The organism is Flavobacterium sp. (assembly GCF_027484705.1).
Classification (GTDB): Bacteria; Bacteroidota; Bacteroidia; order Flavobacteriales; family Flavobacteriaceae; genus Flavobacterium.
The window spans coordinates 35,452-49,126 of sequence record NZ_JAIXSL010000007.1 but is presented as its reverse complement, the minus strand read 5'-3'; the positions used below and the strand labels follow the sequence as shown (position 1 = coordinate 49,126).

Sequence of the window (13,675 nt, the reverse complement as noted above, 5' to 3'; positions counted from 1 at the left end):
CATCTGCGACAATCAGCTGAAGTCCGCGTGCCATAAAAATGACAACAACGAAACCCAATAAAGACCAACAGATTTTAAAAATCCTCGAATCGGTTTCAGATCCCGAAATTCCGGTCCTATCGATTATGGAAATGGGTGTCGTTCGCGGCGTAAAAATGATTGATGAAGTTGTTGAGGTTACCATCACACCGACTTACAGCGGCTGTCCCGCAATGGACGTGATTGGCGACGATATCAAAAAAGCATTGAAAAATGCCGGTTACGAATCGAAAGTAACTTTAGTGCTTTCACCCGCTTGGACGACCGATTGGATTACCCCAAAAGGAAGAAAAGCGTTAGAACAATACGGAATAGCAGCGCCATTAGAAGCCGACGCCGATAAAGATGCGTTGCTCGGCAATAAAAAACTGGTCAAATGCCCGCAATGCGGATCGTTGCAGACCAAATTAATCAGTCAGTTTGGCTCGACAGCCTGTAAAGCATTGTTCCAATGCGAGGATTGTCACGAGCCTTTTGACTATTTTAAGTGTTTGAAATAAAAGAAACTGCTTCGGCAGACGCAATATAAAACAGGTATGAGCAATAATTCAATTTTATGCAAAGTTGAAAACAAGGTCGCGTATATTACGCTCAACAGGCCTGAAGTTTTCAATAGTTTCAATCGTGACATGGCGTTGTTACTACAAAAAACGCTGGACGATTGCGCAACTGATGCCAATGTTCGCGCCATCGTCATCACCGGAAGCGGAAAAGCTTTTTGCGCCGGACAAGATTTAAAAGAAGTCACAACACCCGAACTCAATCCGGGTTTCAGAAAAATCCTCGAAGAACATTACAATCCCATCATTGAAAAAATACGCACAATTGATAAACCGATTGTGGCTGCAGTCAATGGTGTAGCCGCCGGAGCCGGAGCGAACATCGCTTTGGCTTGCGACATTGTCGTGGCTTCCGAAAACGCTTCATTCATTCAAGCATTTAGCAAAATCGGATTGATTCCCGACAGCGCCGGAACTTTCTTTTTACCAAGATTGATTGGTTTCCAAAAAGCGTCTGCGCTGATGATGCTCGGCGATAAAGTAGGCGCCAAAGAAGCCTTCGAAATCGGTATGATTTATAAGTTTTATCCGGTTGCTTTTTTTGAAGAAGAAGTTCAAAAATTAGCAATTACATTATCAGAAATGCCAACCCACGCACTCGCATTAACCAAAAAATTATTAAACCGCTCGATGATCAACAACCTGCAAGAACAGCTTGCGATGGAATCCGATTTGCAAATCGATGCGAGCTCTTCGAACGATTATCAGGAAGGCGTCAATGCGTTTATGGAAAAAAGAGCGCCTGAATTCAAAGGAAATTAAAAAGCAGATTATAAGACTGTGAGATTTTAAGATACAAATGGCATCTTACAGTCTTACAGTCTTACAGTCTTAAAATCATAAAAATGATTCAAAAAGTAGCAGTAATAGGTTCAGGAACCATGGGAAGCGGCATCGCACAAGTTGCGGCGACTGCGGGTTGTGCCGTAAAAATATACGACACCAATCTCGACGCGCTTTCCAGAAGTAAAAACGCTTTGGAGAAAACTTTATCGATGCTGCTCGAAAAAGGCAAAATCGATGCTGCGGAACAAAACAGGATTTCAAGTTCGATTACTTATGTGAGTGCGCTTGAAGAGTTATTCGATTCAGAATTGGTTATTGAAGCCATTATCGAAAACCTCGACATCAAAAGAAAATTATTCTCGGAACTCGAAACTATCGTTTCCGCTGAAACTATTTTGGCTTCGAATACATCATCATTATCGATCGCATCGATTGCGGCTTCGTGCCAGAAATCAGAACGTGTGATCGGAATTCATTTTTTCAATCCCGCGCCTTTAATGCAATTGGTTGAAATTGTTCCGGCGGTACAAACCAACGAAAGGACTTTACAGAAATCGGTTGAAACCATTTCCAAATGGAAGAAAATCGTAGCCGTTGCTAAAGATACTCCGGGTTTTATCGTCAATCGCGTGGCGCGTCCGTTTTACAGCGAAGCGTTGCGTATTTATGAAGAAGGCGTCGCTGATTTTGCAACCATCGACTGGAGCATGAAAACCTTCGGCGGTTTCAGAATGGGCCCGTTCGAACTCATGGATTTCATCGGTCACGACGTCAATTACATCGTCACCGAAAGCGTATTTACAGCCTTTTATTTCGACTCGAGATACAAACCTGCATTCACTCAAAAACGTCTGCTAGAAGCCGGATTTCTCGGGAGAAAATCAGGTCGTGGATTCTACAATTACAGCGAAGAAATTCCTAAACCGACTGAAAACGAAACGTTAGGCCAACAAATATTCGAACGCATTTTAGTGATGTTAATCAACGAAGCCGCAGATGCTTTATTTTTAAACATCGCTTCAACAAATGACATCGACAATGCCATGACCAAAGGCGTCAATTACCCTAAAGGGTTGTTGGCTTGGGCCGATGAAAAAGGAATTGCTTGGTGTGTCGAAAAGCTCGACGCTTTATACAACGAATACCACGAAGACCGTTACCGTTGCAGTCCGCTGTTGCGTAAAATGAACCGTGAAAACAAAACATTCTACTAATGGAAGGAACCAAAATACCCTACAAAATGCTCTCGCTCGATCCGTTCAGCCAATGGCTCGGGATTGAGATTCTGGCCTGTGAAATCGGGAATTGCAAATTGGGTATGACGATCCGCAAAGAAATGCTCAACAGTATGGGAAAAGCACATGGCGGGATTTCGTATTCATTAGCAGATACCGCTTTCGGGTTTTCCGCAAATACGAATGGAAGATACGCAGTTTCTATCGATACGTCCATCAATCATATCGAAGCGCTCGAAGAAGGCGACTATATTATTGCCACTGCAACCCTAGAAAGTTTGAAGAATAAAGTCGGTTTTTACATCATCGAAATCAAAAAAGACATTACACTCGTTGCCCTGTTTAAAGGTGTTGCCTACAGAACAGGAAAAGAATGGGAAGAATAATTATCAATTAAAAAAATGGAAGCATATATCATAGACGGAGTCCGCACTCCGATTGGAAATTACCAAGGAACTTTAGCCGCCGTTCGTCCTGACGATTTAGGCGCTTTGGTCATCAAAACGGTAACCGATAAAAACCCAAATATTCCAAAAGACGCTTACGACGATGTCATCATGGGTTGTGCCAATCAAGCTGGAGAAGACAACCGCAATGTCGCGAGAATGTCGTTGCTATTGGCTGGTTTGCCGCAAACCGTTCCGGGCGAAACCGTCAATCGTTTGTGCAGTTCGGGTTTGTCTGCCATTATTAATGCGAGCCGAGCGATTAAAGCGGGCGACGGAAATTTATTCATTGCAGGCGGAATCGAAAATATGACGCGCGGGCCGTTAGTAGTTTCCAAACCGTCAAGTGCTTATGGAACGGATTCGAAAATGTACGATTCGAGTTTCGGCTGGCGTTTCATCAACCCCAAAATGAAAGAAATGTACGGCGTCGATGCGATGGGCGAAACCGCTGAAAACTTAGTGTCGAAATACAATATTTCAAGAGAAGATCAGGATGCTTTTGCGATGAACAGCCAAATGAAAGCCACAAAAGCACAACAATCCGGACGTTTTGAAAAAGAAATCGTAGCCGTCGAAATTCCACAAAGAAAAGGCGACGCGGTAGTTTTCTCGAAAGATGAATTTATCAAATCGAACACGACTTTAGAAGGATTATCAAAGTTACGCGCGGCCTTCAAAAACGGCGGAAGCGTAACTGCCGGGAATTCCTCAGGATTAAATGACGGAGCCGCAGCCACAATCATCGCCTCAGAAGAAGCTATAAAAAAATACAATCTAAAACCATTAGCAAGAATAGTAAGTTCAGCCGTAGTTGGCGTTGAACCAAGCATCATGGGCATCGGCCCAGTAGAAGCAACAAAAAAAGCACTAGCTAAAGCTGGATTAACATTAGATCAAATCGATATTATCGAGCTCAATGAAGCATTTGCCGCACAAAGCATCGCCTGCATCCGCGAACTTGGCTTACAGGACAACGATCCAAGAATCAACCCAAATGGAGGCGCCATTGCAATCGGACATCCGCTGGGGGTTACGGGCGCGAGAATCGCCTATTCCGCAGCGTTGGAATTGCAACTCACCGAAAAACGTTATGCATTAATCACGATGTGTATTGGCGTTGGGCAAGGCTATGCGGCGATTATTGAAAGGGTTTAAATTAATTGATAATTGATAATTGATAATTGATAATTGATAATTGATAATTGATAATTTTTGACATTATACAACCGAGAACTGACAACTATGAATAAAACACAACATTACGTACTAGGCCAATGGACATCTGCAACCGGCGAAGGCAAACCATCTTTCGATGCGGTCACGGGCGAATTCATTGCAGAAACTTCTGTTGAAGGATTAGATATTTCTGCCATTCTCCATTACGGAAGAACCAAAGGCGGCGAGAAGTTGCGCAAGATGACTTTTCAGGAACGCGGCAATATGATCAAAAGTCTCGCAATGTATCTGACCAAACGTAAAGAACAATTTTACGAAATCAGTTATAGAACCGGCGCCACACGCGTCGATTCGTGGATTGACATCGAAGGCGGTTTTGGAAACCTATACGCCAATGCTTCGCTAAGAAAATTATTCCCAAACCAACCGTATCACGTAGAAGGCGATCCAATTGATTTGTCTAAAGGCGGACGTTTCATGGCGCATCACATTCTCGTTCCTAAAAAAGGCGTGGCGATTCATATCAATGCATTCAATTTCCCGATTTGGGGCATGCTAGAAAAATGTGCCGTCAACTGGATGGCCGGAATGCCCGCAGTTGTTTTACCCGCACCGGTAACCGCTTATTTAACGGAAGCCGTTGTTAGGGAAATCATCGCTTCAAACATTTTACCCGAAGGCGCATTGCAACTCATTGCAGGCACCGCTAAAAATATATTCGATACCGTTGAAAGTCAGGATGTGATAACATTCACAGGTTCTGCATCGACGGGAAGATTGTTAAAAGCACATCCAAGAATTATTCAGGAATCGGTGCCGTTTACGATGGAAGCCGATAGTTTGAACGCTTCTATATTAGGAGAAGACGCTGTTCCCGGAACGCCTGAATTCGATTTGTTCATCAACCAAGCCCGAAGCGAAATCACCGTTAAATGCGGACAAAAATGTACCGCGATTCGTCGTATGATCGTGCCCGAAAAATTAATGGATGATGTTCAAATCGCCTTAGGAAAAGCTTTAGAAAAAGTTACCATTGGCGACCCAAGACTCAAAGAAGTCCGCATGGGTGCATTGGTCAGCAAAGATCAAGTAACCGTATTAAAAGACAGAGTTCACGAATTATCAAAATCAGCCAAAATTGTTTACGGCGATTTAGAGAAAATGACGCTCATCGGAGCCGATGATAAAGGCGCTTTCGTAAGTCCAATTTTACTACGCGAAGACCAACCGTTCCAAAATTTAGCCGTTCACGAAACAGAAGCTTTCGGCCCAGTTTCAACTATAATGCCATACAAAACCATCGATCAAGCCGTTGAACTAGCCCAAATGGGAAAAGGTTCGCTAGTATCATCCATCGTCACCAACGACGACCACATCGCTAAAGAATACGTAGTCAACGCCGCATCGCACCACGGAAGAATTCTCGTGCTCAATCGTGAAAACGCCAAACAAAGCACCGGTCACGGTTCGCCACTTCCGTTACTGGTTCACGGTGGTCCGGGTCGCGCCGGTGGAGGAGAAGAAATGGGCGGTGTTCGAGGCATCAAACATTATATGCAACGTTGCGCCATCCAAGGGTCACCAACAACTTTAACAGAAATCACCGGCATCTACCAGCCGAATTCCAAATACAAAGACATCACCGACCATCCGTTCCAATACCATTGGGAAGATATCGAGCCGGGCATGTCGCTGAAAACGCACAACAGAACCGTCACCGATACCGACATCATCAATTTTGCGAACCTTACGTGGGATCATTTCTACGCGCACACCGATATCACTTCGCTCGACGGTAGTATATTCAAAAAACGCACGGCACACGGTTATTTCATTTTAGCTGCAGCAGCAGGTTTGTTCGTATATCCAAACAAAGGTCCGGTAGCCGCGAATTACGGATTGGAAGAATGCCGTTTCCTACGCCCAATTTACCACAACGACACCGTTTATGTGCGTTTGACCTGCAAGCAAAAAGTAGATCGCGATGTAGCTTCTGCAGAACATCCAAGCGGTATCGTCAAATGGTTCGTCGAAGTGTTTGACACCGAAAACGAACTCGTAGCCGTAGCCACAATCCTAACGATGGTGCAGAAAAAACAAACGGCCTTAGTCGAAATGACCGATGAAAAAATCGAAGAATGTCTGAACAAACTTACCGAAAATGCCAAGCCAGAATGGGGCATTCTAACGCCACAACATATGCTCGAACATTTGGAACACGGTTATAAAATCCTTTCCGGAGAAATCCAAGATTTTGAAATCGCAACTCCTGAAAAGATACTCGATAAAGTGCACCATTCGCTATACAATTACGACAAATTCCCAAAAGGAACTAATTTCCCGATGATGAAAAAAGGCGCACTCGAAGATCTAATCCATCCCGATTTCACCACGGCGAAACAGAAGTTTTTAGAAGCCCGCGAAGCCTACAAAACCTTCTTCAAAGAAAACCCCGATGCCATTTTAAAGAACATGGTGTTCGGCATGCTCAACAAATATGAATCGTATCTGCTCGAGCGCAAGCACCTAAACCACCATTTTGAACAATTTAATATTTTATAATGTCAGAAGCTCATCCCGCTATCCGTTCCCAATCTTTTGCGTCGAACACCGCCGCAAAAGGATTTCCACTGCTATCGGGGCTAGGGCTGTAATTCAAAGAAAAAAAATCCGCGTAAATCAGTATCATCTGTGTCATCCGCGTTCAAAAAAATAATCATGACAGAAGCTTACGTAAAACATAGCATAGAAAATAACATCGCCACCATCGAGTTTTTTCATCCCGAGCAAAACTCCTTGCCCGGTCACATATTGGCGCAACTCGCCCAAACCATAGCAGAAGTCGGCAACAATCCCGAAGCCAAAGTCATCATCTTGCAAAGCGGTGGCGACCGAACCTTTTGCGCTGGAGCCAGTTTCAAAGAACTCATCGCCATCAACGACCCCGAAACCGGAAAAGTATTCTTCTCAGGATTCGCCAACGTGATCAACGCCATGAGAAAATGCCCGAAGTTCATCATAGGAAGAATTCAGGGAAAAACAGTCGGAGGCGGAGTAGGAATCGCAGCCTCCACCGATTATTGCATGGCAACCCAATTCGCAGCGATCAAGCTTAGCGAACTCAACGTAGGCATCGGTCCGTTTGTGGTTTCACCAGCTATCGAAAGAAAAATGGGTGTTTCCGCCATGTCGCAAATTGCCATCGATGCCAACAAATTTTACGATGCCCAGTGGGCGCAAGCCAAAGGTTTATACGCAGAAGTTCACGACACCATCGAAGAAATGGACGAATACGTTCTAGCATTTGCTCAGCATCTATGTACCTACAATCCCGAAGCCATGCTCGAAATGAAAAAAATATTCTGGCGCGGCACCGAAGATTGGGACAACTTATTAGCCGAAAGAGCCGCGATCAGTGGAAGATTGGTGTTGTCCGATTTCACTAAAGAAACATTAAAAAAGTTTAAATAATTGATAATTGATAATTGATAATTGATAATTGATAATTGATAATTTTTCGGATTATCCGACAGCGTTCAATTAAGAAGTACGAATCCAAAAGCGCAGCGTGTCCTAAGCCGCAGGCGTGTCTAACAGTCCAAAATATGGTATACGAATTCAAAGGTTTCATTCCTGTCATCCACGAAAGCAGTTTCATTCATCCACAAGCTGCGGTGACCGGAAACGTGATTATCGGTAAAGACGTTTATGTTGGTCCGGGCGCAGCCATTCGGGGAGATTGGGGCGAGATCATCATTGAAGACGGTTGTAACATCCAGGAAAACTGTACGATTCACATGTTTCCCGGAAAAAGCATCACGCTCAAAGCCGGCGCGCACATCGGACACGGCGCCATCATTCACGGCGCGAACATCGGAAAGAATTGCCTCGTAGGCATGAATGCCGTCATTATGGATGACTGCGAAATTGGCGATGAATGTATTGTCGGCGCTCTAGCATTCATCAAAGCTGAAACGCATATTCCGGCCAGAAGAATGGTTGTGGGAAATCCGGCAGTGATTATCAAAACCGTTTCCGATGAAATGATCGTCTGGAAAACCAAAGGCACGGAACTTTATCAGAAATTACCAAAAGAATTATACGAAACACTCAAAGCCGTCGAACCTTTGCGCGAAATTCCGAAAGACCGTCCGACACAAGAAGCATTTTACAAAACATTAGAAGAATTTAGAAAGCAATAAGCTTTAAGCAATAGGCTTTAAGCTGAGTAGCATTGAGATTTAAGTCAGGTTCAGCCTGAAATTATAAACGTTGTAAGTAACCGCCTTTAAGGCTTATAGCTTACAGCTTATGGCTTACAGCAATGATTATAGAATTTAAAATGCCCAAAATGGGCGAAAGCATTTCCGAAGCAACGATCATCAGTTGGCTCAAAAACGTGGGCGATACTGTCGATGCGGAAGAAACGATTCTCGAAGTCGCCACCGATAAAGTCGATAGTGAAGTGCCGTCGCCAGTCAGTGGCATCATCACTGAAATTCGTTTTGGGAAAAATGATGTTGTCAAAGTAGGCGAGGTGTTGGCCTTGATCGAAACCGATGGCAAAACATCTGGTAAGAAAATAACAATTGGGAAAACTGAGGAGAGAAGTGTCAAAAATGAAACTCCAAATGCCAAATTCCAAACTCAAAATCCGTTAGCTGAAAGAGCGTCACTTAAAAGCAATCCTGATACGTTTCTTTCACCGCTAATCATCAGCATCGCGCAAAAAGAAAATTTATCGATTGAAGAAGTACAAAGCATTCCAGGTTCCGGAAAAGACGGGCGTATTCAAAAAAGCGACATTTTTAATTATTTAAAAAATCGTAAATATCCGCTCCAGAGCAAACCGACAACCAACAGCCAACAACCGACAAACACTTACCCAAAACCAGTAATTCAATTCACCGAAGGCAAAGACCGCATCATCGAAATGGACCGCATGCGTAAAATGATTGCCGACCATATGGTGTATTCAAAACAGACTTCGCCGCACGTCACTTCCTATATAGAAGTCGATGTGACGAATCTGGTCGAATGGCGAAACGCAAACAAAGACGCTTTTCAAAAGAAACACAACGAAAAACTAACTTTCACGCCAATTTTTGTAGATGCCGTGGCGAAAGGCATTACAGATTTTCCACTAATTAATGTTTCGGTTGATGGCAAAAACATCATCGTCCACAAAGACATCAATGTCGGAATGGCAACGGCTTTACCAAGCGGAAACTTAATCGTTCCTGTTGTGAAAAACGCCAACGAAAAGAACTTACACGAACTTGCGAAAACGGTCAATCATTTGGCCGAAAGTTCAAGAAACAATAAATTAAAACCTGATGAGGTGCAAGGCAGTACATTCACGATTTCAAACGTCGGAACATTCGGAAGCCTTATGGGAACGCCAATCATAAACCAACCTGAAGTCGCAATTCTGGCTTTCGGAATTATTAAAAAACGCCCAGAAGTCATCACGACCGAAAAAGGCGATGAGATTGCCATCCGAAGTATGATGTATCTTTCGCTGTCGTTTGACCATCGCGTCGTTGACGGGTTTTTAGGCGGTTCATTCCTAAGAAAAGTCGGCGATTATTTAGAACAATTTGACCACAACACAACCCTGTAAATTTCAAGATTATGCTTTACAATATTAAGGAAACCATCAAGCACAGTTCGAGAGCTAAAGAAATCGACATCAACAATATCGCGATGGGATTGGCTTTTACCGATCACATGTTCATCTGCGATTTCGAAAACGGCCAATGGAACAACCCGCGCATTGAACCTATGGAATTGATTCCGACGCACCCGGCAGCGATGGCGTTGCATTACGGACAAGCGATTTTCGAAGGCTTGAAAGCGACGCTCGGAAAAGAAAACACGCCGTTGTTGTTTCGTCCGGATCAGAATGCGAAACGTTTGAATTTCAGCGCCGATCGTATGGGAATGCCTGCGTTTCCTGAAGATTTGTTCGTTGAAGGCTTGAAGCGATTGGTTGCCATTGAAAAAGATTGGATTCCAACACACGATGGTAGCGCTTTATATTTGCGTCCGTTTATGTACGCCGACGAAGCGTTTATCGGAATGCGCGCCGCGACCAAATATAAATTCATCATTTTCGCTTCGCCAAGCGGTCCGTTTTTCAGCAAACCGATCAAGTTGTGGGCGGAAACCCAATACATCCGCGCCGCCAATGGAGGAACCGGAGAAGCCAAAGCTGCAGGCAATTACGCCGCCGCAATTCGCCCGACAGAAATTGCTAAAGCCAAAGGTTACGACCAGGTGTTGTGGCTTGATGCGCGTGATTTTGAATATGTGCAGGAAGTCGGAACGATGAACATTTTCTTCAAGATTGCTGGAAAATTCATCACGCCGAATCTCGGTGGTTCTGTATTGAATGGTATCACAAGATTGAGCGTCATCGATTTGTTGCGCGACAAAGGATTTGAAGTGACCGAAAGACCGGTTTCGATGAAAGAGATTGTCGAAGCTTTTGAAAACGGTACTTTGGAAGAAGCCTTCGGAGCCGGAACCGCCGTGTCGATTGCGCCGGTGGAAGAAATCGGATATAAAGACATCAAGATTACTTTTCCAGTTGATGCTCCGGTTGGCAAAGAAATCAAAGCCACGATGGACGGAATCAAAACACAGAAAATTGAAGATAAATTCGGATGGATTGTAGAAGTGGATTCGACCGTAAAAGCCTAGCCCTGATAGAAGGGAAAATCCTTTTTTGTTTTAGAAATTTCCATTCTTAGGAAGGACATCAATAAAACAAAAAAGATTGGAATGATAGCAGGTTCCCGGCTCCTAATAAAAATGCAAATGGAAGTATTAGATAAGACATTGAACAAGATCATTTTAGAAAAAGCGTTTGCGACGATGGCGACCGCCAAAGCGATGACGGAACTGTACGAGGAAAACTTTAAAGTGGTTTCGAAATACGTGCATGCGACTTCACGCGGTCATGAAGCGATTCAGATTGCGCTCGCGATGCAGTTGTTGCCGCAGGATTATGCGTTTCCGTATTACCGCGACGATTCTATGTTGTTGGGTATTGGAATGCAACCTTACGACCTGATGTTGCAATTGATGGCGAAACGCGACGATCCGTTTTCGGGTGGAAGAACTTATTATTGCCACCCAAGTTTGCGCGATGCGGATAAACCTAAAATTCCACACCAATCTTCAGCGACTGGGATGCAAGCGATTCCTGCAACGGGAGCTGCGATGGGATTTTGGTATAAAGAAAATATCGGCATTGAAGATAGAAATCAGCAAAAACCGATTGTAGTTTGTTCGTTAGGCGATGCATCGGTGACAGAAGGCGAAGTGGCCGAAGCATTCCAAATGGCGGCTTTGAAGCAACTTCCGATTTTGTATTTGGTGCAGGATAACGGTTGGGATATTTCCGCAAATGCGAAAGAAACCCGAGCTCAAAATGCATTTGAATATGCCAAAGGATTTCATGGCATTGAAGCGATTTCGATTGACGGTGCGAATTTCACCGAAAGTTATTTAGCGATTCAAAAAGCGTTGGAAACGATGCGCACGGAACGCCGACCGTTTTTAGTACATGCAAAAGTGCCTTTATTGAATCATCATACTTCAGGTGTTCGGATGGAATGGTACCGTGATGATCTTGAAGAAGCGCAATTGCGTGATCCGTTTCCAGTGCTGATGAAGCAATTGTTCGACGCTGGATTTACTAAAGATGAAATTCAAAAAATAAACGATACGGCAGTGGCGAAAGTACTTGCCGATTACAATAAAGCCTTATTAGCAGAAGATCCGAAACCTGAAGATTTGTTTACGCATGATTTTGCGCCAACCACGATTACAGAAGAAGTCGGAGAACGCAATCCCGAGCGCGAAGACAAAGTCGTCATGGTCGATTGCGCGTTGTTTGCCGTTGAAGAACTCATGAAAAAACATCCTGAATGTTTGCTTTACGGACAAGACGTAGGCGGACGTTTAGGCGGTGTGTTTAGAGAAGCCGCAACGTTGGCGCAGAAATTTGGCGACGAACGTGTGTTCAATACGCCGATTCAGGAAGCGTTTATTGTAGGTTCAACCGTTGGAATGTCGGCTGTTGGATTGAAGCCGATTGTTGAGGTGCAGTTCGCGGATTACATCTGGCCGGGATTGAACCAGTTGTTTACGGAAGTCAGCCGTTCTTCATATCTAACTAATGGTAAATGGCCGGTAAGCATGATTCTTCGTGTGCCGATTGGCGCTTATGGCAGCGGCGGCCCTTATCATTCTTCTTCAGTCGAAAGTGTGTTGACGAATATTCGCGGAATCAAAATTGCCTATCCGAGCAATGGTGCGGATTTGAAAGGTTTGCTAAAAGCAGCATATTACGACCCAAATCCGGTAGTGATTTTAGAGCATAAAGGCTTGTATTGGAGTAAAGTCAAAGGCACCGACGCCGCGCGTGTCAACGAACCTTCTGAAGATTATATCTTGCCTTTCGGTCAAGCCAATACCGTTCAGGAAATCTGGCCGCAAGATCAGCAAGAAACCATTTCAGTCATTACTTACGGCATGGGCGTACATTGGGCGCTCAATGCTTCGGCGGATATCAAAGAACAAGTCGAAATCATCGATTTGAGAACCTTATTTCCGCTCGATGAGGAAACGATTTTAAAATCCGTAAAGAAAGCTAAAAAGTGCTTAATCGTCACAGAAGAGCCGACGAACAATTCCTTTGCAAGAAGTTTAGCAGGAATGATCCAGGAAAAATGTTTCCGCCATCTCGATGCGCCGGTCATGGTGATAGGTTCGGAAAATATGCCCGCGATTCCGCTCAATATGACTTTAGAGCAAACGATGGTTCCGAATGCCGATAAAGTCCGCGCCAAAATGGACGAACTGTTGGGCTATTAACCCTAATTCCAAAAAAAATGGAAACTTCAAACGAGCATCATAGAAAACTTGAGCGGATGTATTTGTCCGCGCCGGTCAACACCGAAATATACAACGGAATTACCTTAAAGGTTTCAGACGAGAAAGCGGAACTTACGTTAAAAGTTGAAGATAAATATTTTCACGCTGCGTATGCGATTCACGGTTCGGTTTATTTCAAAATGCTTGATGACGCGGCTTTTTTCGCGGTAAATTCGATTGTGAAAGATGTTTTTGTTTACACCGTGTCGTTCAATATCCAGCTGTTGCGACCTGTGACAAATGGATTGATAAAGGCTGTGGGCGAAGTCAAATTCAAATCCAAAAACCTGTTCATCGCTGATTCAATTTTATACGACGAGAAAGGTAGGGAAGTAGGTCGCGGTTCCGGAAATTTCATGAAAAGCAAAATGGAACTGACGGAAAAAATTGGTTACCAATAGTCAGGAGCTATTCCGGCTGTCCATTGCAAGTTTTCACAAAATCGGTTTGTTTTGCTAAAGTTCCCGAAAGCGCTTCCGCCGGT

12 protein-coding genes are annotated in these 13,675 nt (G+C 44.0%); all 12 read left to right on the top strand.

The annotated features are described in order from the left end of the window. Positions 1-38: 38 nt before the first annotated feature. The 12 genes from paaD to Q0058_RS02220 all read left to right on the top strand — a co-directional run bounded on the left by paaD (position 39) and on the right by Q0058_RS02220 (position 13,592). On the top strand, positions 39-539 hold the full coding sequence (gene paaD, locus Q0058_RS02275) for a 1,2-phenylacetyl-CoA epoxidase subunit PaaD (RefSeq protein ID WP_298221115.1): 501 nt from the start codon (positions 39-41) through the stop codon (positions 537-539). A 36-nt stretch (positions 540-575) separates the two neighbouring features. Beyond that, positions 576-1,361: an enoyl-CoA hydratase-related protein gene (locus tag Q0058_RS02270; RefSeq protein ID WP_298221114.1), complete on the top strand. Its 786-nt coding sequence runs from the start codon at positions 576-578 to the stop codon at positions 1,359-1,361. A gap of 83 nt (positions 1,362-1,444) precedes the next feature. Beyond that, the gene (locus Q0058_RS02265; RefSeq protein ID WP_298221113.1) at positions 1,445-2,599 is read left to right on the top strand and encodes a 3-hydroxyacyl-CoA dehydrogenase NAD-binding domain-containing protein; all 1,155 of its coding nucleotides are present in this window, start codon (positions 1,445-1,447) and stop codon (positions 2,597-2,599) included. Continuing rightward, positions 2,599-3,006 carry a hotdog fold thioesterase gene (locus tag Q0058_RS02260; protein ID WP_298221112.1) on the top strand — a complete coding sequence of 136 codons (408 nt, stop codon included), beginning with the start codon at positions 2,599-2,601 and terminating at the stop codon, positions 3,004-3,006. The genes Q0058_RS02265 and Q0058_RS02260 overlap by 1 nt, the downstream gene beginning before the upstream one ends. Before the next feature lie 15 nt (positions 3,007-3,021). Then, entirely contained in the window at positions 3,022-4,224 is a 1,203-nt protein-coding gene (gene pcaF / locus Q0058_RS02255; RefSeq protein ID WP_298221111.1) for a 3-oxoadipyl-CoA thiolase, read from the top strand. Positions 4,225-4,311: 87 nt separating this feature from the next. Further along, on the top strand, positions 4,312-6,807 hold the full coding sequence (gene paaZ, locus Q0058_RS02250; RefSeq protein ID WP_298221110.1) for a phenylacetic acid degradation bifunctional protein PaaZ: 2,496 nt from the start codon (positions 4,312-4,314) through the stop codon (positions 6,805-6,807). A 156-nt stretch (positions 6,808-6,963) separates the two neighbouring features. Continuing rightward, entirely contained in the window at positions 6,964-7,716 is a 753-nt protein-coding gene (locus Q0058_RS02245; protein ID WP_298221109.1) for an enoyl-CoA hydratase/isomerase family protein, read from the top strand. A gap of 134 nt (positions 7,717-7,850) precedes the next feature. After that, positions 7,851-8,447, top strand: a complete 597-nt coding sequence (locus Q0058_RS02240) for a transferase hexapeptide repeat family protein (RefSeq protein WP_298221108.1) — start codon at positions 7,851-7,853, stop codon at positions 8,445-8,447. Positions 8,448-8,569: 122 nt separating this feature from the next. Continuing rightward, the gene (locus Q0058_RS02235) at positions 8,570-9,868 is read left to right on the top strand and encodes a dihydrolipoamide acetyltransferase family protein (protein WP_298221107.1); all 1,299 of its coding nucleotides are present in this window, start codon (positions 8,570-8,572) and stop codon (positions 9,866-9,868) included. Between the two features lie 11 nt (positions 9,869-9,879). Beyond that, positions 9,880-10,950, top strand: coding sequence for a branched-chain amino acid aminotransferase (locus Q0058_RS02230; RefSeq protein WP_298221106.1), 1,071 nt, complete (start codon positions 9,880-9,882; stop codon positions 10,948-10,950). Positions 10,951-11,067: 117 nt separating this feature from the next. After that, entirely contained in the window at positions 11,068-13,131 is a 2,064-nt protein-coding gene (locus tag Q0058_RS02225; protein WP_298221105.1) for a thiamine pyrophosphate-dependent enzyme, read from the top strand. Positions 13,132-13,148: 17 nt separating this feature from the next. Beyond that, positions 13,149-13,592, top strand: a complete 444-nt coding sequence (locus Q0058_RS02220; protein ID WP_298221104.1) for a PaaI family thioesterase — start codon at positions 13,149-13,151, stop codon at positions 13,590-13,592. Positions 13,593-13,675 lie beyond the last annotated feature (83 nt).

Bases quoted from the DNA above. Each gene is read 5' to 3' on its own strand.
- paaD (WP_298221115.1), top strand. From the start codon at position 39: ATGACAACAACGAAACCCAATAAAGACCAACAGATTTTAAAAATCCTC.
- Q0058_RS02270 (WP_298221114.1), top strand. From the start codon at position 576: ATGAGCAATAATTCAATTTTATGCAAAGTTGAAAACAAGGTCGCGTAT.
- Q0058_RS02265 (WP_298221113.1), top strand. From the start codon at position 1,445: ATGATTCAAAAAGTAGCAGTAATAGGTTCAGGAACCATGGGAAGCGGC.
- Q0058_RS02260 (WP_298221112.1), top strand. From the start codon at position 2,599: ATGGAAGGAACCAAAATACCCTACAAAATGCTCTCGCTCGATCCGTTC.
- pcaF (WP_298221111.1), top strand. From the start codon at position 3,022: ATGGAAGCATATATCATAGACGGAGTCCGCACTCCGATTGGAAATTAC.
- paaZ (WP_298221110.1), top strand. From the start codon at position 4,312: ATGAATAAAACACAACATTACGTACTAGGCCAATGGACATCTGCAACC.
- Q0058_RS02245 (WP_298221109.1), top strand. From the start codon at position 6,964: ATGACAGAAGCTTACGTAAAACATAGCATAGAAAATAACATCGCCACC.
- Q0058_RS02240 (WP_298221108.1), top strand. From the start codon at position 7,851: ATGGTATACGAATTCAAAGGTTTCATTCCTGTCATCCACGAAAGCAGT.
- Q0058_RS02235 (WP_298221107.1), top strand. From the start codon at position 8,570: ATGATTATAGAATTTAAAATGCCCAAAATGGGCGAAAGCATTTCCGAA.
- Q0058_RS02230 (WP_298221106.1), top strand. From the start codon at position 9,880: ATGCTTTACAATATTAAGGAAACCATCAAGCACAGTTCGAGAGCTAAA.
- Q0058_RS02225 (WP_298221105.1), top strand. From the start codon at position 11,068: ATGGAAGTATTAGATAAGACATTGAACAAGATCATTTTAGAAAAAGCG.
- Q0058_RS02220 (WP_298221104.1), top strand. From the start codon at position 13,149: ATGGAAACTTCAAACGAGCATCATAGAAAACTTGAGCGGATGTATTTG.